A 25581-nucleotide genomic window follows, 5' to 3' on the forward strand; every position below is an offset into this window, starting at 1 on the left:
TATTAGGCGCCTTACATGCCTTTTCCAAATCCACAATGTGGATAGGTACATATTTCACAAGATAAACACAAACCACCATGACCCATTTTTGCTAAATCTTTAGCTGTTATTTTTTCATCTGCCATCATTCTAGGTAATACTAAATCAAAAATTGTCTGCTTACCATACATAACGCAGCCGGGCAATCCTAAAATAGGAATAATACCCTTATAATAGGCAAGTAAGAACATTGCACCTGGTAATACAGGCGCACCATAAGATACAATATCGGCTCCAGTATTTTTAATCGCAAGTGGTGTTACATCATCTGGATCTACACTCATGCCTCCAGTACAAACTACCATCGTTGCCCCAGACTCTAGAAATGTCATAATTGCTTGTTCAATAGCCTCCGGCTTATCATCAACTATTTTTTGCCCCATTAGGGTTACATCAAATGGCATTAACTTTTCAATAACAACAGGTCCAAAACTATCTTTAATTCTGCCATAAAAAACCTCACTTCCAGTAGTTACAATGCCAATCTTTTGGGGTTTATAAGTCTTAATAGCTAGCAGCGGGCTTTCTCCTCCTATCGCTTTTGCTTTTTCCATCTTTTCCTTTTCTATAATAAGAGGGATAATTCTTGTCCCTGCCAATTTATCACCCTTTTTTACTGAGAAATTATTATGTCTGGTAGCAATCATCATCTCTCCTAGTGAATTAATTGCCTCTAGTCGCTCTACATCTATTTTTAGCACGCCCTCTGTTTGTGCTATAAGATCAATCTTACCTTCTTTAACTTCAGTTCTTATCATATGCTCATTTTCGCATATAGTGCATAATATTTCTGCTGCCTCATTTTCATGCAGCATATTTTCAGCTTTCTCCCAAATATACAGATGCTCCTTGCCCACTGATAATAAAATGGGGATATCTTCTTTTCTTATGATGTGGCCTTTTCTAAATACAACATCTTTGTACACGCCTTTAATGATCTGTGTAATATCATGGCAGAGAATATGGCCAATAGCATCTTTTACATGAATTAGTTTCAATATGATCACCTCCACTAAGTGTTATACGCTTATTAAAATAACATAAAAAAAAGGTCATTTATGGCTTTTATTCCATAAGTGACCTCTTTGTCCCTACACTATTATATTGCTCAAATATAGTGTCATTATATAGTGCTTTATTTTGATTGTCAATGCTTAATTCTTGATTTAACAGCCTCTTACCGTTCATATTCATCTAAAAAATGATGCATCTTCCCATCCTTACGATAGCCAATAACTGTATTTAAATTAACATTGTGAATACTTCTAAAAATATTCATTTCTATATGTGGATTCGTTTGCCTAAACTTCTTAATTAATACTTTCATCTCCTGACGTTTAGATCCTCCGCCATTATCACCAAGGACACAGTTCTCCGTAAAACGGCAGGCACATTGGATAAACTGCAGTTCATGTGTTCTTTTCCAAGCTAAAATATCTTCTTCTTTAATCAGATACATCGGTCTTATAAGTTCCATCCCTGCATAATTTGTACTGTGAAGTTTAGGCATCATTGTTTTTATTTCCCCTGCATAAAGCATGCTCATTAGAACCGTTTCGATTACATCATCAAAGTGGTGCCCTAAAGCTATTTTATTACATCCTAGGTCTTGTGCATATTTATAGAGGTACCCACGTCGCATTCTTGCACATAAATAACAAGGCGATTCATCTACACTTGCTACAATATCAAATATCTGTGTTTCAAACACTTTAATAGGAATATTTAAATATTCTGCATTATTAATAATAACTTCTCTATTATAAGGGTTGTACCCCGGATCCATTACAACAAATTCTAAATCAAACTTCACCTTACCATGCTTTTGAAGTTCTTGCATACATTTTGCAAGCAGCATGGAGTCCTTGCCTCCTGAGATACAAACAGCAATTTTATCGCCTTCTTTAACAAGCTGATACTCGTTAATCCCTGTAATGAACTTTGACCATATATTTTTACGATATTTTTTAATAATACTTCTTTCAATCTCTTGATATTTTTTCATGTTTTTATCCCTATTTCACTAAATTTTTATAACACTCACTAAAACCCTGTAAAAAAATTTCGCATTCTTCTGGTGTTGTGAGCTGACTTAAGCTGATTCTTAGCGTTGCTAATGCTAACTTCTTATCTTTAGTAACCGCATAAACTGCTTTTGATGCCGTATTCACTGGGCAACATGCGGATTTTGTAGAAATATAAATAGCATGTTTTTCTAGAGCCTTCTGAAATATTTCGGCTTTAATGCCCGGAATACTTACATTCAAAATAAAGGGGATACATTCCTTGGTGCTATTAATCTTAACTTTTGCAAAAGCGCTAAGCCCTACTTTTAATTTCTGATTTAATTCCTCTACATACGCGTAGCTTGTCTGCTGATTTAACAGTGCTAGCTTTAGGGCGTGCTCAGTCGCTGCAGCTAAAGCTAGCATCGGTGTGCCACTTCGAAATTGGGTTGTGCTTTTTCCACCATGAATAAGCGGTTCTATTATCACCTGCTCTTTTTTAATTAGAATCCCACATCCATTTAACCCATAAAATTTATGTGGGGCAAATGTCATCAAGTCAATTGTATTTAATGATACGGGAATTTTCCCTATTGCTTGTGTCGCATCAACATGGAAAAAGCAATGCGGATATGCCTCGAGCAGATTACCTATTTCATCTATATGCTGCTTAATACCCATTTCACTATCCACATAACAAACGGAGACTAAGATCGTATCTGATCTTAATAACTCTTTTAAATGCTCTAAATCTACAAGTCCATTCTCTAAAACATCTACGAAATCCACTTCATATCCAATATTTTGCAACGCTTTTATAGCGCCTGTAACAGATGAATGTTCTAAATAAGTGGTAATTATATGTTTACCATATTTTTTATACTGATTTGCGATGCCTTTTACGGCTAAATTGTTCGCTTCACTTGCTCCTGATGTATAAATAATTTCAGTCGTTTTAATACCTAATAACTCGGCAATATTTTCTGTTGATAAGTCAAGGCGCGCTTTAGCCTCGAGTCCCAGTTGATGCGATGCATTAGGATTAGCCATATAACGTGTTGAAATATCGCAAAAGGTTTGTAAAACTTCTTTATTAACTGGTGTGGTTGCCGCATAATCTAAATAAATCATAGGATTCCCTCACTTATTGATCTCTATCTTGATTTTTCACTCTCTCAGCAAATTTTTATTGTGTATTACTATCCATTTATTATAAATATACTTATTGCTACGCATTAAATAATACGTTTCATTACTTCGTTTGTCAATATCAAATATAACCTACACTGCACCTCGTTAAATAAATTGAAATATTATTTATTAAAGCTACCGTTATTTGATAGTTTCTACATAATTATAATTATAAACTTTTTCTATTTCTTCGACTTTTAGAGGCTTGCTAAAAAGATAACCTTGAATATAGTCACATCCTCCTATTTTAAGCCTTCTATATTGTTCTACTTCCTCTATTCCTTCTGCCGTAACCTGCAGCTTTAGGCTATGTACCAGAGAAATAATACTATCCATTACTTTTATGTTTTCCATTTCTAAAAATCTATCACTTAAGGACTTATCCAGCTTAATTTTATCTACTGGCATAAAGGTTAAATAACTCAGTGAAGAATAGCCTGTACCAAAATCATCTAAAGCAATCTTAACGCCTTTAAGTTTTAGTTCATTAAGGAAGCTAGTCGTATCTTCCTTTCTTTCTAATAATATGCTTTCTGTTATTTCTATCTCTAAGTATTTCGGGTCTACTTTATTATCATTAAGCATTTTTTCAAGAAAGTCTAGGTACTTATCATCTCTTAACTGTTTAGTAGAAAAATTGATTGCTACGGGTTTGAGGCCAAAGCCGCGTTCTCTCCAGCATGCTATTTGGCGAATAGCCTCTTTTGTTACCCATCTGCCTATTTCAATAATAAGTCCTGCTTCTTCAGCAATAGGTATAAACAAATTAGGCCCAATACTATGATCTTTTAGCCTTAGGAGTGCTTCAAATCCGACAACCTCTCCAGTTTCAACACAAACTTGTGGTTGATACATCAAGATAAACCCCTCTTCTCTTAATGCTTTTCTCAAAATTGCGCTAATATACGCTTTTTCCCTTAGATTTTCAGTCATTTTATGATCAAAGAACATATGATTGTTTTTGCCTAGATTTTTAACCTTATACATTGCAGTATCAGCATTCATGATTAATTGATTTGCCTCATTGCTGTCATGGGGATAGCGGGTAATGCCCATACTATAATGAATATGGATTTCTTCTTCCTTAATAGCAAGTGCAGTTTTTAGAGCGTGGCGTATCTTATTAATATAGTGATCAGTGATCTTAGAATCCCCTTCATCATAAATAAGTATGAGAAACTCATCTCCCCCAAATCTTGATATAAACATTTTTTGATCTACACAATTATTAAGCCTTTTTGCTACTTCCTGTAAAACCATATCCCCATAAGTATGTCCTAAAATATCGTTAATTTCCTTGAAGTTATCAAGATCCAAAAGCAATACAGCGCCCTTTTTTGCTTGTTCTAATTCTTCTTTTAGCTTATTCATAAAATAGATTCTATTAGGAAGATGTGTTAGAGAATCATGGAAAGCTAAGTGCTCTATATAGGCTTCTTGTTCTTTAAATTTTGTAATATCAAGCACTATACCATTAATAAATTTTAAACGTCCTCCTAAATTCGTAAGGTGCTTACCACTTACTAACAGCCACTTTAGATTGCCTTCTTGATCTTTTATACGCACTTGCGTATAAATTTCTTGCTTAGTCCCATTAATAACTTCTGTATAATTTTTAACCAAAAGCGCTCTATCTTCTGGCAGTAAAAATTGTTCTAAAACTAAATTAACATCTTCATTTTCTTGTATAGAACGATTTAAAATATTAGAAACCTCCTTGGAAAAATACAACTTTTTATTTTCTAAATTCATTTCCCAAACAGCACTATTAGTTCCTTTAATAGCAATCTCATATTTCTGCTGTAAATTCTCCAGCTTTTCTGTATAGCGTTGAATTTCATTATATTGACTTCTTAATTCTTCCTCTGTTGCCGTAAGTTCCTCATATAAAGTAGTTAGTTCCTCATGGCTTTCTTGCAACGCTCTTTCAATTGCTCTTCTTCTTATATTATCTCGGATGATAAAAAATATTACTAGTACAAAAAATGTGATAATAAGAAACATGATAATCAGCATAGTCTTATACTGCTGAAAAAATGTTGGCTTTCGGTTAATAAGTACAGCATCATCTGGAATAAGCTGTTCATTAATATTATATTTTTTAATAATATCATAATCAAAAATATACTTATTCGGGCTTTCTAAGACTACCTCTATTGATTCTATAGGTACTCCATCAAAAACATCTATAATAATCTGAGCTGCTGATTTTCCCTGTTCAAAATAAGATATCATTTTTCCGCCAAGTAAACCTGTCCCGACTCCCCCTATCGAAGCACGATAAACTGGAACTTTCGTATTACTTTTTAATATTTCTACAGCTTCATCAATAGATATAGCCTTTTCTGTTTTGTCTTGAAACATGCTTAAATAAAGTAAAATAGTATCTTCTTCTATCTCCTGTAATATCATTTCAAATTCTTTAAATGTATAGTTTGATACATTAAGATCTTCAAAAGTTAATGTCTTAAAATGATCCTTTGTGTTATAAAACTGTTCCTTGTCCCCTTTTCCAGTCAAGGTATTATCTATAATAGCAACGACCTTTTTAGCCAAAGGATTAAATTTCTGAGCAATTTCTATCGTCTCTTTTAAAGAAACAGCCTCAACTAGTCCTGTAATATGATTGCTCTTGGCTGCTACTCTAGCGCGGTCAAAATCATTTATACAAAAAAATACAATAGGTAAATCTTTAAAAAGTGATTGTTGATAATCCATAGCAAACTGTAAAGCATTATCGTCCCCTACAATGACTGCGTCATAGGGTGTAAGATTATTTAACTTATTTTTAAGCATCTGATAAAATAACTGCTTATGCTCTTTTGTATCTATCCGCTTACTGTCCATATATTCGATATCAAGATTAATAGGATATGGCTCGAAAATAAACTTTATACCCTGTATTTGATCTGGTACTGTCATAAAGTTCTCAGTATATGAGCTTATAAACAGAACATTTTTTTGCTCTTCTGCCTCATAGGTCGAATCCGCAAAAATATTTATAGCTACAAACGCATAAAAACATAGAATAATTAATACGCTCTTTTTAATAGACATGTACTTTCTCATAAAATCCCCCAGCCATATTTATTTTACCGTTTTCCCCTTGGCCCCATTAGCTTTGTTCGCTTCATTTAAAACTTAAAGCATCTTATTTACATTATACCCCTTATTTTCCCAAAATCCTATAAAATCTAACAAATTATTTTATTTATAATACAAAAGGCATCTGTATCAACTTCAATACAGATGCCTTTTGTATTATAAATATTAAGTTACTCTATTATTAAATTTATTACACCTAAGATAAACGAGACTTATAATCTTTATAATCAAATTGTTTAACTACCTTTGTCCCTTCAGTCTCACTAAATAATGCAATGGACGGCAGATTTATCCCATTAAAAGTATTGTTTTTAACCATTGTATAGTGTGCCATATCACAAAAAACAAGCTTATCTCCAGGTTTTAACGGTTGCTTAAAAGAATAATCTCCAATAACATCTCCGGCTAAGCAAGTTGGTCCTCCAAATCTATAAGTATACGCATATTCACTTGGCATGCCAGCATCAATAATCTGCGGCCTATAAGGCATTTCAAGTACATCTGGCATATGACATGCTGCCGAAGTATCCAAAATAGCAAGATTCATATCATTATCAATTGTATCAAGGACTGTGGTAACAAGATATCCTGTGTTTAAAGCCACTGCCTCTCCCGGCTCTAAGTATACATCTACCCCATACTTATTCTTAATAAACATAATAGAACGTATAAGTATTTCAATATCGTAGTCAGGCCGTGTAATATGATGCCCTCCTCCAAAATTAATCCACTTCATTTTTTTTATATACGCACCAAATTTCTCATCTACTACTTTAATAGTACGTTCAAGTGTATCTGAATTTTGTTCACACATAGTATGAAAGTGAAGACCATCAATACCATCAAGTTCTTCTGGTTTAAAGTTAGCCAGCGTTACACCTAGTCGAGAATGCTTAAAACAAGGATTATAAATATCTGTTTCTATTTCTGAATATTCTGGATTGATACGTATACCACATTCTATTTTTTTAGACCCTTTACTTTTAACCAGCTCTTTATACTTACTCCATTGATTAAAAGAATTAAATACGATATGATCACTATACTGCATGATCTCATTAAACTCATCATCTCTATACGCAGGTGCGTAAATATGAACTTCTTTTCCCATTTCTTCATAACCTAGCTTTGCTTCAAATAAAGAGCTTGCTGTGATGCCTGCTAAATATTTCTCTATCAAAGGAAATGCAGCAAACATTGAGAACCCTTTTAGTGCAAGCAGAATGCGACATCCCGTTTGATCCTGAACATATTTTAAAGTCTCAAGGTTTTTCTTCAGCAATCTTTCATCAACCACATAGCAAGGTGATGGCAGTGCATTAAAATCTATATTCATCATTTATACCTCAATCAACTAGAGTAGGCGAAAAATCTTCTTGCCATGGTAGTCCATGCTTATTTAAAGCTTCCATAAATGGATCTGGATCAAATTCTTCTACATTATAAACCCCTGGTTTTTTCCATTTCCCTGTCATAACGAGCATAGCTCCGATCATGGCAGGCACACCTGTAGTATATGAAATAGCCTGTGATCCAACTTCTCTGTAGCATGCCTCATGATCACATATATTGTAAACATAATAAGTTTTAGGTTTACCGTCTTTGATCCCTTGCATAATACAACCTATATTCGTCTTACCTTTTGTTCTAGGTCCAAGTGATGCTGGGTCTGGGAGAACTGCTTTTAAAAACTGTAAAGGAACAATTTGCTTACCTTCAAAATTTATAGGTTCAATAGAAGTCATTCCCACATTCTCAAGTACTTTTAAATGATTGATGTAATTATCTGAAAAGGTCATCCAAAATCTAATGCGTTTAATGCCTTTTATATTTACAGCCAGTGATTCTAATTCTTCATGGTGTAAAAGATACATATTCTTTTCGCCTATGCCGTCAAAATCATAGACACGTTTAATTTCTAACGGCTCAGTTTCTACCCATTTACCATTTTCTATATAACTTCCATTTGCAGTAATCTCACGAATATTAATTTCCGGGTTAAAGTTTGTTGCAAATGGATAACCATGATCTCCGCCATTTGCATCAAGAATATCAATATAATGAATCTCATCAAAGTAATGTTTTGCAGCATATGCACTAAATACTCCCGTAACACCAGGATCAAAACCACTTCCTAGTAGTGCCGTAACACCTGCTTTTTCAAATCTTTCACGGTATGCCCACTGCCATTTATATTCAAACTTAGCTGTATCAAGCGGTTCATAATTTGCTGTATCGACATAGTCAACCTTCGTTGCGAGGCATGCATCCATAATAGTTAGGTCTTGATAAGGAAGTGCAACATTAATAACGATATCAGGTCCAAAATCCTTGATTAAAGCTATGATCGCATCAGTGTCATCAGCATCTAACTGCGCTGTACGAATTTTAGTAACACCACCAGCTAACTTATCTTTTAAAGCATCACATTTTGAAACTGTGCGGCTTGCTATACAAATCTCCTCAAAGATCTCTGGATTTTGACAACATTTATGAACAACAACGCTAGCAACTCCTCCAGCACCAATAATTAAAGCTTTTCCCATATCATTACCTCCACTTTTAATAATCTAACAAGAGTTATTATAAATAAAATGATCTTGCTAATCAAGCAATTTATTAATATATACGGCTCTAAAATATTAATTTATAACAATATCACACTTTTATCCAGAAAAAACGCTTATTTTCTTTATTAGTGTACCTTCTAAAAGAATATTCTATACTGTTAAAAAGTGGAGATATAGACTTGTATAAAAGCAGAAACTAAAATACAATAATTATGTAGCATACTATTTGACTTAATGTAGGATAGAAGGTGAAAAGAAAATGTCTGAGGTTTTGGAAAACCTAAAAAATAGCCAGATTTTATATAACCAAAATGTTATTGATCTCAAGGAAAGTATCCGCAGAAACTATCCACATTATGACAACAAGCGCGCCGCTTTATTATTTGCTGCCGCCATTCATAAGATTATTGATCAAAATATAGTTTGTTTTGATCAATCTATTCAAACTGATATAAAAAACAGCTTACTTCAAGAAGTCATAAAAAAAGAAGTCTTTGACATTACCGCCTATGATATATTTAAAGCTTGCTCTCTTTTGGATATGTCTGATGACTACTACTGTGAGATGCTGACCGAATGGGTTAATTATAACCAAGAGCAAACCATTTCAAAACATCAATTACTAAAACTCCTTCTTCAGTTAAATACTAACGCGAGCAATAATGTACACCCTACTATAGCTCAAGTACGTAGCTTTAATCTACTCAATCTATTTATTCCCCATAAGCGCCTGGCTTTAACTGCGGCAATGCTGTCACTAACTACAATAGTACTTACTCAAGCGCTCCATTATAAAAACGTTGAACATGTAAATGACACCATTAGCTACACCCCAACCACCGTTACTCAAGAAGCAACCCATTCTCTAGCAGATCATCATTCCGCTGTTCATGTAACAGATCAAGATAATGGCCTACATAAAACGTTACATTATAAAGAGGTTAACACAGATGCCTTACATAACTGGCTAAATGAAAGAAATTCAGTGCTTGCTGATGAACCCTATTTTAGCAGTATTCTTGATACAGCATATGAATTTAATATCAATCCTCTTTTAATGTTTGCTATAACTGGTCAGGAACAATCTTTTGTGCCAAGATCCAATACCCATGCATCTTTAATCGCTAATAATCCTTTTAATGTTTATGGAAGCTGGAAACGCTTTAATACAGATATTAATGAAGCATCTAGAATAGCTGCCCGAACTATTCTAAATTTAAGCAAAGGCTGCCCCCAAAACGAAGATCCCTTGAAGTGGATTAACAGAAAATACGCTGAAGATCCTAACTGGCATTTAGGCGTTGCACAGATTCTTTTAAGCCTTGAAAAAACTGCAGGTGATTAATGGCAGTTCTTTAGACCAGATGTACTTTTGGAATCAAAAACAAGTGGTAGAAATAACTTAAAAGCACTGAGACTTTGCGATCTCAGTGCTTTCGTTTTTAGGATTATAGATGTTTATTTTATAATTAACTCACCATCATAAGATGTAATAATTTTATATAAATCAGGGCGACGGTCTCTAAATATGCCCCATTCAATACGTTGGGACTCTAGCTGGTCAAGATCGAACTCTGCAACGAGGATACTTTCTTCTATACGGTCTGCCTCCGCTACCTTATTGCCCTGGGCTCCTGCAATAAAAGATGATCCATAGAATGTAATCTTTGAATCATCGTCTTCCTCTACACCAATACGATTCGATGCAATAACAGGTACCAAATTCGCAGCAGCATGACCAAGCATACAGGTTTGCCAGTGATCTTTAGAATCTATAGAACCATCTTGAGGCTCAGACCCAATGGCTGTTGGATAAAATAATATTTCAGCCCCCATTAGTGTCATACACCTAGCAGCTTCTGGATACCATTGATCCCAGCATATTCCCACACCAATCTTACCATAACGTGTAGACCATACTTTAAAACCAGTATCTCCTGGATTAAAGTAAAATTTTTCTTCATAGCCCGGGCCATCGGGAATATGACTTTTTCTATAAGTGCCTAGTACTTCTCCATCAGCATCAATGACTGCTAGTGCATTGTATCTCGCATAATTTTTCTTCTCATAAAAACTAATAGGCAGGACTACTTTAAGTTCTTGGGCAATCTTTTTAAAATGATTGATAGCTTTATTTTGCGCAAGCTCTGTAGCATATTTATAATAATCAGATTTTTCCTTTTGACAGAAATAAGGCGTTTCAAAAAGTTCCTGTAACAGAATTATTTGCGCACCCTTTTTGGCAGCTTCTCTTACAAGAGCCTCTGCTTTATTAATATTTTCATCAATATTACAAGAACAGCTCATCTGAGTTGCTGCTACTTTAACTTTTCTCATACATTTCACCTCATTTTATTTATCATAATATTTTAATCATTTTTCCCCATACTCATCTGTTGGGTTGTACAGTGCACATTTCCACCCTCTTTAATAATAGCCATGCCATCGATTGTGCGAATCCTTCTTTCGGGAAAAAGAACACTTAATATTTGTTCTGCCATGTGGTCAGTTTCTGTGGCACTCTCTCCAAAAGTTGGTAATATAATACCCTTATTTACAAAATAGAAGTTTAGATAACTTAGGGTTAATCTTTCTTCATTATATTTTCTCATTGGAGGCTGTTGTATAAGGATAATCTCAAACTTCCGCCCTTTTGCATCTGTTGCATTTTCTAATATTTTAAGGTTCTCCTTGGTAATTTCATAATTCTCATCCTTTGGGTCATTACAAACCTGTATAAGTATTTTACCGGGTTTAGCAAAACAAGCGATATTGTCTACGTGTCCATCTGTTTCGTCACCGCTTAAACCACGTTTAAGCCAAATCACTTTTTCTATATTTAAATAATGCTTTAAATACTCTTCAATCTGTTCTCTTGTTAGATTAGGATTTCTATTTGGATTTAGCAAGCATTCTTCTGTAGTTATAAGTGTACCTTCCCCATCCACATGGATAGAGCCTCCCTCCATGACAAACGGCGCATCAAAACATTTAATATTAAAGGATTTAAGTATTTTAGGGGCAACCTGATCATCTAAATCCCAAGGGGTATATTTTCCCCCCCATGCATTAAAGCGCCAATTAACACCAGCTCTGTTTCCTTTATCATCACATAAAAATGTAGGGCCATTATCTCTGAGCCATGCATCATTATGCGCAATAGGCAAAAATGTGATCTGCGGTGCCTCAAAAAGTGATTTTACCTGGTCTATCTCATCAGGATTGACAATCACTGTCACAGGCTCAAATTCTGCAATTGCTTCAATAAGTGCCCTGTAGCCCTCACAAACACGCTTATGGTCTTCCGGATAACACATAGATTCCTGAACAGGCCATGATACAAATGTGCGCTCGTGGCTCGTCCATTCGGCAGGCATTTTATAGTTAAAATCTTTTGGATACATAGCATACCTCTCTTCATCAGCATTATATTTTATATTCTTTTTTATACAATTATCTTTCATATCATAAACTCCTCTGTGCCTCAAGTCAAGCTTCAATCAATGTTTGCATAGTCTTTTCAGTTTGAATTATAATAAAGGTACTCCAATACTTACAGAAAGGATCCATCATGAAATTAAATTACGACATTTATTATGGCACTTTCATCCATCGCCCCAATCGGTTTATTGCAGTTATTAAAAGAAAAGACGAAGAACTCATTGCACATGTTCCAAATACGGGCCGTTTAAAAGAGCTATTGTTGCCCGGCGCGGAGGTAATGCTCTCATACCATCCCAACCCTTTAAGAAAAACCAAATATGAGCTACGTATGATCAAGAAGGGTATGCACTGGATTTCAATAGACTCTCAGCTTCCAAATGCACTAGCTTCAGAAGCAATATCCGCAGGTATTATTAAAGAACTTATGGACTATCCTCTGCTCAAAAGAGAAGTAGTTTACGGCAATAGCCGCTTTGACATTCAACTCAGTGGTAAAGATACGTGCTTCGTTGAGGTTAAAGGTGTGACCCTCGAAAAAGAAGGCTGGAGCTATTTTCCTGATGCGCCCACAGAACGCGGCCGTAAACATATTGATGAGATGATCCAAGCCGTCCAAAACGGTCATCGAGGCGTATTGCTCTTTGTTGTTCAATTAAATACTGCTAAAGGATTTAGCCCCAACAGCCTTATGGATCCGGCTTTTGCCCAAAAAATCGTGGAAGCTTCAAATGCAGGCGTAGAGATTCTTGCTTATCGCTGTGTCATATCTCCAGAAGAAGTTAATATAGTAGAAAAAATCCCCGTTTCTTTCCAAATGCCGTAATACTGAGTTTTTAACTCAAAAAACAAATAGTATCTCGGCTGAGTATAATTAATGATTTATTAAAAAAACTATCAGTCTTTAAAATTAACAAGGCTGATAGTTTTTTATAAAGCATATATTCCTTTTTATTTAGACCAAAATTTAGGCATTACCAGTAAGAGTATCGGATAAATTTCAAGTCTGCCTATAATCATACAAAATGACAAGGTTATTTTACTTAACACTGAGAAACTGGAAAAGTTTCCTGCCGGTCCTACAATTTCCAGACCTGGACCAATATTTGCAATCGTAGCTACTACAGAACTGAGTGTTGTCACAATACTTTTGCCATCCAGCGCTACAATCAGTACAGCGCAGCAAAAGATAATAATGTAAATAAAGAAAAACCCAAGTACTTCTGAAAGGGCCTGTTCATCTACGGCTCTTCCGCCTATTCTAACTGAATCTACGGCTCTTGGATGTACAATCTTCAAAAAATTTCTTTTAGCTGCTTTAAATAATAACAATATTCTAATATGCTTCATCCCGCCGCCAGTAGATCCAGCACAGCCTCCAATGAACATAATAAATAAAAGTATTAATTTGCTAAACACTGGCCAAGTATCAAAATCTGCTGTGGCATATCCCGTAGTCGTAATAATAGATGCTACTTGAAAGGCCGCATAGCGTACTGACTCTTTTACCGTATGGTATACCTCACCATATATATTAAGTGTAATAACGATAATCGATATGGTAACAATAGTCACATAGAGTTTAAATTCTTCATCCTTAAAGAGCACTTTGAAATTGCCTTTTAAGGCATGATAATAAAGGCCAAAGTTAGCGCCGCACATAAGCATAAAAACAGTTATAATAATCTCCACCATAATATTATTATAACCACCAATACTGAGATTTTTACTTGAAAACCCTCCTGTTCCTACGGTCCCAAAAGTATGTACCAATGCGTCATAGAAAGGCATCCCAGCAAACATAAGAAGGATAATCTCAATAACAGTTATAAGTAAATAGATGCTAAATAATATTTTTGCTGTTTCTTTAACCTTAGGTACTAGTCTTCCTGGATTAGGCCCTGGACTCTCTGCCTTCATCATCTGCATGCTCTGCGCCCCTGCTGAAGGGAGTATGGCCATCGCTAAAACTAATACCCCTATCCCGCCTACCCAATGGGTAAAACTTCTCCAAAATAGTATGCCTTTTGCTAAGCCCTCTATTTCAGTAAGTATACTTGCACCTGTAGTTGTAAAGCCTGAACTTGATTCAAAAAAGCTATCTACCAAAGAGGGAATCGCTCCGCTAAAGTAAAAAGGCAGTGCACCAAAAAAGGACATGAGTATCCATCCTATGGCAACAATAGCAAAACCCTCTCTGGCATAAATACTTTTACTTTTTGGCTTGATCATGAATAATACTAGGCCTATAATGAGCAATATAATCATTGTATATAAAAAGGCCCAAAATGCGCTTTCTTTATAGATAAGCGAAACGATCATAGCTGGAAACATAGCTAATATTTCAAATATTAATAATGTCCCCAAATTTTTTGATACCATTGCGACGTTCATCTTGATTTCCTCCAATTGCAACTACTTCTAATTCTCTTAAAGTTGCAATATTTTTTTCCATTGTTATGACGATAATCCTATCGCCTTTTCTAATAATATCATTACCATGCGGTACAACAACTTCATTTTTTCTTACGATGGTAGCAATAACCGTATTATCAGAAATATTTAATTTCTTAAGGGGTATATCTATAAATATACTCGAATCATCTACTACAAATTCAAGTATTTCCACCTTACCTTCTACAATCCTATGCAAAGACTGCAGTGCTGTCCCTCTTGCATATTTTAGAATCTGGTTTGTTGTAATAAGCTTTGGAATAATAATACTATCAAGTCCCATATCCCGTACAATATTTATGTAACTTGTTCGACTTATTTTAGTAACAATCTTTTTTGCCCCCATGCGTTTAGCAATCAGTGAAGACATAAGATTATGTTCATCCATGCCGGTAGCTGCCACAAAGGCATCCATATGACTTATATTTTCTGATAGAAGAATATCCTCTTCTGTCCCATCACTGTTGATAACAAGCGCGTTGGGCAGTTTATCTGAAAGTTCCAGACATCTTTCTCTACTTATTTCTATAATCTTTATATTCATATTCATATCTTTTAAAAGCTTATAGAGGTAGTATGTAATCCTGCCTCCGCCAACGATCATGACATTTCTAATTTTATCCGGGCATTTTCCATATATCTTGCAAAATTTATAAATCCTAGACATTTTACCTATAACATATATACTATCATTCTCCTGAACAACTTCTTCACCATGGGGTACAATAACCTCTTCACCACGCACAATAACACCTATAAGTACAGATGATGCAGAAGACTTATCTGCCTCTTTAATCTTTTTACCTATAATATTCATACCTTGGGTAACTTTTAATTCAACCACTCTTACACGACCGCTTGCAAATCTCTCTACATTAATTGCAGATGAAAAACTAAGTGTATTTGCAATTTCTTCAGCTGCCGTATATTCTGGATTAATAACAAAATCAAGACCTAATTGCTCTTTTATCAGCGAAAGCTCATAGGCATATTCAGGATCTCTTACTCTGGCTACTGTCTGGCCTACACCAAGCTTTTTAGCCGTCAGACAACACACCATATTTACTTCATCACTGCCTGTAACTGCAATAAGAAGGTCAGCCCCTGAAACACCTGCTTCTAAAAGAATGTTAGCGCTTACACCATTTCCTTTAATACCCATTACATCTAAATTATCTTCTACTTTTTGAAGCGCTTGCGCATATTTATCGATAACGGTTACATCTTTGTTTTCATTTGTTAAACTTTCTGCAAGCGTATATCCCACTTTCCCTGCGCCAATTATTATAACTTTCATATTCTCCTCCTAATGAATTACCGTCAATTTACTAACGGAACACTTTGCTGCCACTTTTCATTAAAATGATCAAGAATTTTTGAAACTACTTCCGTCACATCTATTTGCATACAACATTCAAAGTGAGACCTTAAGCCATCCGACTTACTATACTTAGCTGAAAAAGATAACAAAAAAACTTGATTTCCTATTACAATAAGACTTTTTCTAAATTGACTATTAACCCTAAAATCCACATCTTTTTGTGATACTTTATTAATATAAGATCTTGAAATAATACCGCTGTTAGTTATATAGGGTATAATCACTCTGCATGCTTTAGTATTAGAAACTTTACCTATTTCATCAATGAGTATCTTATAAATTCTATTATCAAAAACCCCTTAAGCCGCCACTTCTATGTCGTTTTTTTCTAATTCCACCATTAATATTTTTATAAATTCATTGACATCATCTATAAATGTCGTTTTGGCCATAATCATTTCCCCTCATACGACACATACATTAATAAAAAAATTATATTGCAAACATAGTTATCTTACTCTATTTTCCCTCATTATAAAACCTTAAATATACATAAAACGAGCTTTTTTGCCTTTTTTCGTTGCTTTAACTAGTTTTTTTCTGCTGAGGACTATTATTTTATTTAATATGCTCTATTATTTTACATTTAAAATACGTCTGACTATCCCTACAATAGGTTTGTATAACACGCCCTCTAGTTCCCGGCTTACCCGTTTTAATTGCTGCCGTATAGCTATAGCTTGAGGACAATGACTTTCACATTTACCACATGCTGTACATTGTGAAGCATTAGCTGGTTTTACTGATAGTGCTCCTAAAGTCTGGAGATAGCGAAAGCGTACTAATCTATCTTTTAAAAGATATTTATCATTATAGCAAGAAAAGCATCCTGGAATATCTACACCTGCAGGACAAGGCATACAGTAACCACAAGCTGTACATGGAATTTTTGTTTTTGACAATATAATAGCCTTTACTTTTTCAAAAATATTAAGTTCTTCAGCTGAGAGAGAATTGGCCTTAGCATTACTTGCAATACGTATATTCTCAGAAAGTTGTGCCTCATCACTCATACCGGATAGTAAAACGCTCACCTCTGGATGATTCCATATCCAGCGCAATGCCCATTCTGCCGGGGAACGTTTTTGATAATAACTTTCAAAGACTTTCGTCACTTGTTCAGGCAAATTCGTAACCAGCTTGCCGCCGCGCAGTGGCTCCATAATAATAACAGGCATGCCAAGCTTAGCTGCTAATTGTAAGCCTGATTTTGTCGCCTGATTATTTTCGTCCATGTAGTTATACTGTATTTGACAAAAGTCCCAAGGATAAGCCTTAACAATTAATTCAAAATCTGTCTTACTGCCATGAAATGAAAACCCAATATTTTTGATTACACCTTTTTCTTTTAAAGCTTCAAGCCACGTCATAATACCTAATGCATTAAGTCGATCAAACATTGGTTTATCTGTCAGCATATGCAAAAGATAATAATCAATATACGCTGTCTGTAGTTTTTCAAGTTGTTTAAGCAAAATTTTTTGTGCACTTTCTAGATCTTTCACCATAAATGGCGGTAATTTAGTTGCAATCTTTACCTGCTCCCGATAACCCCCAGCTAAGGCCTGCCCCAGCAGCGATTCACTCTTTCCATTGTGATAAATATACGCGGTATCAAAGTAATTAACACCCTTTTTTATCGCTTCATGGATCATGGCAATGGCTCTGGGTTCATCAATGCTGCCACCATGAGTAGGCAGCCTCATACAGCCAAAACCTAATATAGACAGCGCCTCTTTATTTTTCGGATTAATTCTTCTTAGCATAGTCATTAACTCCTTCATCACCGTATTTATCTTCAACACCTAGGTGGTGATAAATACTTACTTTTATAGTATATATTTTTTTCGCTTCGGTCTCAATCGCCTTTATTTGTAAATTATAGTACATAAATATCTTAATCATATTTTCATCCTATGCTTTTAACTAAGAAATATTCAAATACTATAAAAACAGCCCGTAGAGACTGCTGCTCTTTGGGCTGTTACATGCTCACCAAGCCCTTAGGCTTTTCAACTGACCTTATATTAAGTTATCGAAATGATCTTTAGATGTTTTAATAACTTCTATAAAAGCTTCCGTAATATCCGGATCAAATTGAACCCCGCTGCAACGTCTTAGTTCTTCTATTCCCTCCTCATAAGTCTTTCGCTTATTATAAGGTCTATTAGACGTCATAGCATCAAAACTGTCCACTACTGTAAGTACGCGGGCAAGAAAAGGAATTTCTTCTCCTTTAAGCCCAAGAGGGTATCCCTTGCCATCATAGCGTTCATGATGATGATAGATAAGCGGCATAATACTCCGCAAAGAGATAACAGGTTTAATAATCTCAACGCCTTCTGCGGGATGTTGTTTTAAGATCTCCCATTCCTCATCACTTAGGGGCATTTTTTTATTGAGTAATTGTTTTGTAATATTGATTTTACCTATATCATGCATATAGGCACCATAAATAAGTGTCTTTTTATCTTCTTCTGTAAGCTTAAGATGTTCTGCTAAGAGACGGCTGTACATTACTACTTTTTCGGTATGCGCATACGTATAGCGATCTTTCGCATTAATGACACTTATTAGTGTCTTAACTGAAGTAATGAGCTCCACGTCTTTTTCATCGATCTCTTTCTTTAAATCATCTAAAATAGAACTATAGGTCTCTACACGATTACGATTAAAAAACTTAGCACGATAAAGCGCATCATCAGCGCTTTTAATGAGTTCTATATCATTTCTAGCTTTAGTTGGGTATGTTGATATCCCAAGCGAAACGGTTAAATTGCTATTTGGTTGATTCTCTTGACCATAAAAATATGTTTGTTCTACCTTACTTCTTATTGCTTCTGCTATTTGAATAGCTTGCTCTTCTTCTGTATGAGGCAACAATACTGCAAACTCTTCTCCGCCATATCTAGCAACTATTTCACCAGGCTTCACACTAGCCCTCAGCAGATTGCCTATAGCACGGAGTGCCTCATCACCCTTTTGGTGTCCATGTAAATCATTATATTCTTTAAAATAATCTATATCAATAAAGAGCATTGAGATCGGCTGCTGCTGTTTTTCGCTGTTAATCACTTGTTGTCTTAAAGCATCACAAAAAAATCTATGATTATAGACCCCTGTCAGCCCATCTTTATGTACCATGTTTTCAAGTTCTTTAATATGTTCTCTTTCAATTTTTACATAATAGCCTAATGGCCATGCTGTAAGGATAAAAATTCCGCTTAAGATAAGATCATCCTCAAAATAAGGATTAACTGCCATATCAGCTAACATGATCAGATCCATACCTAAAATGATTGTTGAAGAAATACACGCTACAAGAATGCCACGTTCAATTCCTTCTTGTATTGTTGCTGTGATAATAATAAATAAAAATAAATATTTATATTGGCTGTCTGGAGCTCCTGTCAATAATATAACTAATGAAAATAGTAAAATAAATAATCCATCTTCGACAATTTGTAAATATTTGTCATATTTAATATCTATTTTTTTAGATGTTGAAAATTTCCAAATACCATATGCAAATAGCAATAAGAAAATCACGATTCCTAAGGAGGTAAAACTATAATTAGCATATGTAGTATGGCTACTCAATCGCTCATCAGTATAGTAATATTTAAAAAAGATTACGGCTATAAATAAAAAGGCGCATATCTTTACCACTGATACTATATCACTTATTTGATTTCGTTTATTATCTTTAAGTTGATTATCTTTAAGTTGATTCATATATAAGTTCCTCTAATATAGTATAGATAATGATAGAGGTCGGTTGCCCGACCCCTATCCTATTCTTCTCTTAAGCATTTTGGTTCTTCTGGTTGATAAGATGCCCATATACATGCTGATGATGCAATTAAAGATGCAAAAACAGTAGATACTGCTGCTATCACCATTAATACTTTATGGTTAAGATTTTTCATTCTTTCTCCCCCCCCTTATTGAATATATATTATTTAAAAAAATATCTACTTGATTTAATAATAAATGTCCTGACTCGGTTAATGTAAATGCTTGCCATATCACTCCTATGTAGATACAAAATGAATAAATCAAAAAACGATTATGTTTTATAAAGTAAAACATAAGGATATTCACTAGCACTACTCCTACATAGACATTTAAAATTAGTATAGATTTTTTTTTAAGCTTTTCTCGTGTTGCTTGTTTTTTGATAGGTTTACTTAGACTATCCACTGGTGCTAATTTTAAAGTTATATGATAAGCCCAAATAAAAGCAACGAACCCTATTATAAGAAGCAAGTACATGGTTAGCTGATGACCTAACATACCCAATAAAATAGCCGGCACCACACTTACAACTACACCTTCAACATTGCAGATCCACGGCTTACTAGCATGGGCACCACCTGATGATTTTCTAAAGATAGCAGTCGTTAAAGAAATAAGAAAAGCTTCCAATGCCACACCAAAGACTGCTCCTACTATAATTACCGCTAATATACATAAGAACATATGTATAAAAGCAAAAATCCCGTAGGCTATTACTGCCTTTTTATCAACATCTAACTGTAATTCATTAGCTACTTTAACGGCTATCTGATTAGCCACCCTCTCTACTCTAGACACTCTGAAGTTCCTTTCTCTTTGAAAGTCTTCTATAGTATATCCCCAAGAAACTTCCCAAGATAACAAGTGAAGGAATCCCATATATTATTTTCAACTTTGGATCAGCAAATATATGCTCCATTTCTTTTGTAAATATACTAAAAATTAATAATAAATTAATTGCTTCACATATGAACATAGATGCAAATACTAATATGCCAGCTTGAATGGATTTTATAATATTAATTTTGTTGATTAATACACCAACTGCTGTAAGTGAAATCATCAAAAGAATTGTATGTATACCATAGCTAATAGGTAGACCTCGCATAATCCCTATTAATCCTCCGCCTAAAATACTCGATATAATATAGCGATTTATATTAATCTTTGTCTTAGTATAAGTATAAAAACCAAGAATATATAGAAAACCTTCTGGTATAGCACGCAAGATAATTTCTAGAGTAGTTAATCTCAAAGCTTCTCCTCCTTTGTTTCAAATCTAAAAAATACAAATATCTAATTTATATCTTTAGCCTATAATATTTTCTCTATTTAAATATTTAATTGAGCCAAAAATAATAATAAATACAAAACTTCTGATAAGAACATCCCCTACACTTAAAATAGCGTAGCCTAGATCAAATATATCTGTTAAAAACTTTAAGCGTGTACTGTCATCCCCTAAAACATGTATGCCACCTACCTTAGCAAAAGCTTCCGGTGTTACATAGCCTGTTAAATAAGATAATGTCGGAAATCCAGGCATCTTGCCCTGATTGGCAGCTATGGCTATATGATTAAGTATTGACCCCATAACAACGCATGCTGAGCCTGCTATAGCGCCTATATATTGCTTGTACTTAAAAATAAGTGTTAAATAAGAAGATAAATAAATAGTTTCTAGAATATCTGTATACTTAATAAGACCATAATATCCCCTAAATATAGAAATTTGAATAGCCAAATATACAAGCTCAATGGCTAGTATTAGATAAATAGGCCATGACTTAAAAAGTGGTTTAATTGAATAGTTTTTCATTTTAGCTACTGCTATAGCTAACAATAGGGTTTCTAGCATAACCTCTTCTCACTTTCATTTTTCTTTACTAAAAGGATATAGTATTAGACACCTTTATATGTTTTATTTGATTATAATACAATTTATCATTTTTATCTACTTTATTAATTATTTAATTATTAATAATTTTTAATTTTTATACTCATCATTAAAATATTATCACAAAATTTCTATTTGCTATACTTTCAGTAATATTTTTATTTAACTCCTACTATTCTTCAAGCTACTCTAGCTATTTATTTTGTCCCTTGATAAAAACACTGATGTCCTTTATACCCTCATTATTTTTAGCCTTTTCAAGTAGACTTATAAGTTCGCCGCTTTCAATATCAGAAGGTGTGACACCGTTTACCATTATAAGCGCACCATCACTTTCAGCGTACAAACCATATTTACTGAAATGACATCCATTCTCTAGAAATACTTTGTGGCTTTCCGTTATAATCTTTGCAACACCTTGTAATGAATTGTCTGCTAAGTTGAGTCCGATAATAACTTCCGCATTCAAAAGTATTTTCTTATCAAATTTCATATCGAGCTCCAATTGAGTACTTGCACTGCCATACGCATCTTTATCAAACATTACTACAGTCGTGTTATTCTTATAACCAAGTTCTTTCTCCATAATAGTTTTTGCAACTGCAGAATATTCATGTTCTAGCCTTTGAAGTGTATTATATCTCTCTAAAACATGGTTTTCATAATCATCACGTTCCACCCTGCCCTTACGATAGTATATAGAAAACTGCGTATCAATACTTGTTTCAGAGAAAGCCCTTGCCATATATCCGCCACTTTTAAAATTATAACTTGCTTTTTCTATTTTAAGGTCTAAAAAAGCATAATTCTGATTTACATATTGCTTTATTTCTTTATTTGCTATCATCGCTGATATGGGATTACCTACAAAAGCATTTGTAACAAAAAACATACCGCCAATAAGCACCGCAGCTGTTGTACCTGAAAGTATTTTTAAGATGATTTTTTTTGTGTTTTTCATTCTGTTCCTTCCTCTCTCTTAAATGTAAATTTGAGAAGTGTTGCAGTAATTGCACCTAGTCCAAGTAAAACAGTATATATTAAACTATAATATAATCCTCTGTATAATGCCTCCCACTCAACCCCTTCTGATATTATACCTAATACACTCTGCCACAAAAAGGTAAACATAAAAACTGCAAGCATCATCCAGTACCACTTCTTTTTAAATGCAATAAGTGAAATCCCACCAATAGCAGGCATAATGATAAAGTTATAAAACAGTCCCATTGAATTTGAGAGTGCCACACCAACAACGGTCCCTAAAATAAGAATTGTAAGTTGCGTTATAAAAATACTACGTTTGATCGCAAAAATGATCTTTTCATCTTTCATAGTATGCCCATCAATCCTTTCAGATGCAAAAGTCTGAAACTCTGCATTGCAACTCTCACAGCTTTTAAGATGTTCATAAACTATCTTATTACTGTCGTCACTCGCAACACCATCTTTTACCAGCGGTATTAAATCAACTATTACATCACAAGACAACTTCAAATTAACCCCTCCTTTTTCAGTATGGTTTTAATCCATTTTTTGGTGCGAAAATCAATAACTCTTGCTGAGCTTTCTGAAATATTAGCTGCCTGTGCAATTTCACCAAAGCTATATCCTTCTGCACGCATATTTACTATTTTTTGAGTTCGTAGATCTTTTTCTAATAATAGGCGCTTGATTTTTTGGATTATTTCTTTTGTAAATAAATTTTCCGCTATACTATCAGATACATATAATTCTAAAAGGTCATTATATTCAATAGTATGTTTGTCTCTTCTTATGCTCTGTAGCCAAAGATTTCTAGCGATAGAAAACAGCCATGTTTTTATTGACGACTCCCCTTTAAAACGACTAATCGACGCAATTGCATTTATAAAAGTCTCTGACAGTAGATCTTCTGAGAGGTCAGAGTCATGGGTAAGACCCATCAGATATCTATAAATATCCTGCTTGTAAAGTATATATAGGTGCTCTATGTGCTTCACGCAACTCCCCCTTTCACATCATTAGTCCCATTTTCTTTTAAAACGTTACAGATTTTTTAAAAAAACTTTCTTATGACATGTTTTTACAATACTTAATTTACTTTGATTAACTTTATTATATTAGAAATTACTAAGTATAAAATAGGCATCTACCGCTAAGATAGATGCCTATTTCCCTATAACTATGCTTATTGTTTAAATAAAGCGTATTTCTATTTATGCTGAATCATGCAGGGCTGAACCGTAATCATTGGTACTGATCTTGTTAATCTTTTCATTGTAATAAAATAAGCAATGCCTAGGGGTAGACAAGCACCAATCCATGCTAGAGGATTTGCAAGACATGCCCCCCTAAACCCTAGGTTTTGAGACAATATAATCGCTGCAAAAGTCCTCATAAACAGCTCCATAATACCAGCAATTGTAGGTACAAAACTTTGACCAAGCCCTTGCAAGGTATAACGATAAATAAACAAAAGCGCCAGCACAAAATATAACAGACCATTTATAGTCAGATATATTTGTGCCTGTTCAACAACCTCTGGCTGGTCTGCCCCCACAAAAAGCGTAATAAGAACGTGTCCTGCTAGAAAATTCACGATACCAATAATGATACTAAATGTAACAGACATGATACAACATTGTCTAACACCAAGGCTGATTCTCTGGATGTCTTTTGCGCCGTAATTTTGTGCCACATAAGTAGCCATAGTTATTCCAAAAGACATCATTGGCAAAACAGCAACCATATCAATTTTTTGTGCAGCTGTATAGGCTGCTACAGATACTGCCCCTAAATTATTCAGAGTAAACTGTACGACTATCGCTCCAATTGCAATGATAGATGCCTGAAAACCCATCGGCAGAGCAACTCTTATATGTTCCCACAAAATAACTTTTGACACCTGCCAATCATGTCTATTTAGCTCTAAAATAGGCAGCTTCTTTTTAATGTATAAAAAACATAATAGCGCAGAGACTGCCTGTGCTGTTATAGTTGCCCACGCAGCTCCGGCTACCCCTAACGAAAATAGCAGTATTAATATAAAATCTAAAATAATATTTATTATACAAACCACAACTAAAAACAATAGTGGTGTTCGGCTATCACCTAAAGCCCGTATGATATTTGAATAAAGATTGAAAAACAGCGCTGCCCCTACACCCCCAAAAATCACAATAATATAGCGATGGGCATCTTCTATAATTTCTGGTGGTGTACGCATTATTTCAAGAATGGGCCGTGCCATTACTACACTAATTATTGTAAGTATTATAGTGACAGCTATACTTAATAGAATCGCAGCCGCATAACTGTATTTTACCCCTTGTTCATCTCCAGCTCCAAACCGCTGGGCAGTAATAATAGATAGCCCTGCTGTAAATCCATTGGCAAAGCCAATGATAAAAAACATAAGACTTCCTGTACAGCCTACTGCTGCCAAAGCATTTACACCTATTGTCCGTCCCACAATGAATGTATCAGCTATATTATAGAGCTGCTGAAAAAAATTCCCTAAAAGAAGTGGAATAGTAAAAAGCAAAATTAGCTTTGCCGGATTTCCTTGCGTCATATTTTTAGTCATATAGCCCTCACCTTTCCCCATGTATACCAGATTGCATTCCAATCTATATTACGCCTTAAAGTGAACTTTAAGTCAATAGTCTTGTTTGTACTTTTTTGCAAACTGTCACTTTTGCCAAAAGAACAAACCTA

Annotated in this window: 24 protein-coding genes; 2 read left to right on the plus strand and 22 right to left on the minus strand. The window is 34.5% G+C overall.

Annotated features, from left to right (window positions below):
- Positions 1-11: 11 nt before the first annotated feature.
- The 6 genes from BN3326_RS05220 to BN3326_RS05245 form a co-directional block, all read right to left on the minus strand.
- Positions 12-1037 (minus strand): molybdopterin-binding protein, encoded by a 1026-nt coding sequence (locus BN3326_RS05220; RefSeq protein WP_069998040.1) that lies wholly within the window; start codon positions 1035-1037, stop codon positions 12-14.
- 179 nt (positions 1038-1216) lie between these two features.
- Positions 1217-2044, minus strand: coding sequence for a tRNA 2-thiocytidine biosynthesis TtcA family protein (locus BN3326_RS05225; protein ID WP_069998041.1), 828 nt, complete (start codon positions 2042-2044; stop codon positions 1217-1219).
- A 10-nt stretch (positions 2045-2054) separates the two neighbouring features.
- Complete coding sequence (locus tag BN3326_RS05230; protein WP_069998042.1) at positions 2055-3176, minus strand: cysteine desulfurase family protein; 1122 nt, start codon at positions 3174-3176, stop codon at positions 2055-2057.
- Between the two features lie 201 nt (positions 3177-3377).
- Positions 3378-6305: an ABC transporter substrate binding protein gene (locus BN3326_RS05235; protein ID WP_083258520.1), complete on the minus strand. Its 2928-nt coding sequence runs from the start codon at positions 6303-6305 to the stop codon at positions 3378-3380.
- A gap of 232 nt (positions 6306-6537) precedes the next feature.
- Positions 6538-7677, minus strand: a complete 1140-nt coding sequence (gene nspC / locus BN3326_RS05240; RefSeq protein WP_330389620.1) for a carboxynorspermidine decarboxylase — start codon at positions 7675-7677, stop codon at positions 6538-6540.
- Between the two features lie 10 nt (positions 7678-7687).
- Entirely contained in the window at positions 7688-8887 is a 1200-nt protein-coding gene (locus BN3326_RS05245) for a saccharopine dehydrogenase family protein (RefSeq protein WP_069998044.1), read from the minus strand.
- Between the two features lie 283 nt (positions 8888-9170).
- Between BN3326_RS05245 and BN3326_RS05250 the strand changes: the two genes are divergently transcribed.
- Positions 9171-10256, plus strand: coding sequence for a hypothetical protein (locus BN3326_RS05250; RefSeq protein WP_069998045.1), 1086 nt, complete (start codon positions 9171-9173; stop codon positions 10254-10256).
- Positions 10257-10369: 113 nt separating this feature from the next.
- Here BN3326_RS05250 and aguB read toward each other — a convergent pair whose 3' ends face one another.
- Together aguB and BN3326_RS05260 are read right to left on the minus strand one after the other, a co-directional pair.
- Positions 10370-11248 carry an N-carbamoylputrescine amidase gene (aguB, locus tag BN3326_RS05255; RefSeq protein ID WP_069998046.1) on the minus strand — a complete coding sequence of 293 codons (879 nt, stop codon included), beginning with the start codon at positions 11246-11248 and terminating at the stop codon, positions 10370-10372.
- A gap of 32 nt (positions 11249-11280) precedes the next feature.
- The gene (locus BN3326_RS05260) at positions 11281-12375 is read right to left on the minus strand and encodes an agmatine deiminase family protein (protein ID WP_330389621.1); all 1095 of its coding nucleotides are present in this window, start codon (positions 12373-12375) and stop codon (positions 11281-11283) included.
- 107 nt (positions 12376-12482) lie between these two features.
- On the opposite strand from BN3326_RS05260, the gene sfsA reads away from it, so the two are divergent.
- Positions 12483-13178, plus strand: a complete 696-nt coding sequence (gene sfsA / locus BN3326_RS05265; RefSeq protein ID WP_069998047.1) for a DNA/RNA nuclease SfsA — start codon at positions 12483-12485, stop codon at positions 13176-13178.
- 125 nt (positions 13179-13303) lie between these two features.
- Here sfsA and BN3326_RS05270 read toward each other — a convergent pair whose 3' ends face one another.
- The 14 genes from BN3326_RS05270 to BN3326_RS05330 form a co-directional block, all read right to left on the minus strand.
- Positions 13304-14746, minus strand: coding sequence for a TrkH family potassium uptake protein (locus tag BN3326_RS05270; protein WP_069998048.1), 1443 nt, complete (start codon positions 14744-14746; stop codon positions 13304-13306).
- Positions 14697-16103 carry a Trk system potassium transporter TrkA gene (gene trkA, locus BN3326_RS05275; RefSeq protein WP_069998049.1) on the minus strand — a complete coding sequence of 469 codons (1407 nt, stop codon included), beginning with the start codon at positions 16101-16103 and terminating at the stop codon, positions 14697-14699. The genes BN3326_RS05270 and trkA overlap by 50 nt, the downstream gene beginning before the upstream one ends.
- A 23-nt stretch (positions 16104-16126) precedes the next feature.
- Positions 16127-16411 (minus strand): hypothetical protein, encoded by a 285-nt coding sequence (locus BN3326_RS05280; protein WP_069998050.1) that lies wholly within the window; start codon positions 16409-16411, stop codon positions 16127-16129.
- A 351-nt stretch (positions 16412-16762) separates the two neighbouring features.
- Positions 16763-17953, minus strand: coding sequence for an aldo/keto reductase (locus BN3326_RS05285; protein WP_069998051.1), 1191 nt, complete (start codon positions 17951-17953; stop codon positions 16763-16765).
- Positions 17937-18092, minus strand: coding sequence for a hypothetical protein (locus BN3326_RS21925; protein ID WP_171903768.1), 156 nt, complete (start codon positions 18090-18092; stop codon positions 17937-17939). Before BN3326_RS21925 ends, BN3326_RS05285 begins: the two co-directional genes overlap by 17 nt.
- 117 nt (positions 18093-18209) lie before the next feature.
- Positions 18210-19922: a bifunctional diguanylate cyclase/phosphohydrolase gene (locus BN3326_RS05290; protein WP_069998052.1), complete on the minus strand. Its 1713-nt coding sequence runs from the start codon at positions 19920-19922 to the stop codon at positions 18210-18212.
- A 59-nt stretch (positions 19923-19981) separates the two neighbouring features.
- Positions 19982-20116 carry a cyclic lactone autoinducer peptide gene (locus BN3326_RS05295; protein ID WP_069998053.1) on the minus strand — a complete coding sequence of 45 codons (135 nt, stop codon included), beginning with the start codon at positions 20114-20116 and terminating at the stop codon, positions 19982-19984.
- Complete coding sequence (locus BN3326_RS05300) at positions 20103-20783, minus strand: accessory gene regulator ArgB-like protein (protein WP_069998054.1); 681 nt, start codon at positions 20781-20783, stop codon at positions 20103-20105. The genes BN3326_RS05295 and BN3326_RS05300 overlap by 14 nt, the downstream gene beginning before the upstream one ends.
- Complete coding sequence (locus BN3326_RS05305) at positions 20776-21240, minus strand: hypothetical protein (RefSeq protein WP_069998055.1); 465 nt, start codon at positions 21238-21240, stop codon at positions 20776-20778. Before BN3326_RS05305 ends, BN3326_RS05300 begins: the two co-directional genes overlap by 8 nt.
- A 54-nt stretch (positions 21241-21294) precedes the next feature.
- Complete coding sequence (locus tag BN3326_RS05310) at positions 21295-21843, minus strand: DUF5317 family protein (protein ID WP_069998056.1); 549 nt, start codon at positions 21841-21843, stop codon at positions 21295-21297.
- 232 nt (positions 21844-22075) lie between these two features.
- Positions 22076-22843, minus strand: coding sequence for a YfjL-like protein (locus tag BN3326_RS05315; protein WP_069998057.1), 768 nt, complete (start codon positions 22841-22843; stop codon positions 22076-22078).
- Entirely contained in the window at positions 22840-23379 is a 540-nt protein-coding gene (locus BN3326_RS05320) for a zf-HC2 domain-containing protein (RefSeq protein ID WP_069998058.1), read from the minus strand. The genes BN3326_RS05315 and BN3326_RS05320 overlap by 4 nt, the downstream gene beginning before the upstream one ends.
- Positions 23376-23864, minus strand: coding sequence for an RNA polymerase sigma factor (locus BN3326_RS05325; RefSeq protein WP_069998059.1), 489 nt, complete (start codon positions 23862-23864; stop codon positions 23376-23378). Before BN3326_RS05325 ends, BN3326_RS05320 begins: the two co-directional genes overlap by 4 nt.
- Before the next feature lie 212 nt (positions 23865-24076).
- Positions 24077-25450: an MATE family efflux transporter gene (locus BN3326_RS05330; protein WP_069998060.1), complete on the minus strand. Its 1374-nt coding sequence runs from the start codon at positions 25448-25450 to the stop codon at positions 24077-24079.
- Positions 25451-25581: the final 131 nt, after the last annotated feature.

The sequence above is a fragment of the Cellulosilyticum sp. I15G10I2 genome, from assembly GCF_900095725.1.
Classification (GTDB): Bacteria; Bacillota; Clostridia; order Lachnospirales; family Cellulosilyticaceae; genus FMMP01.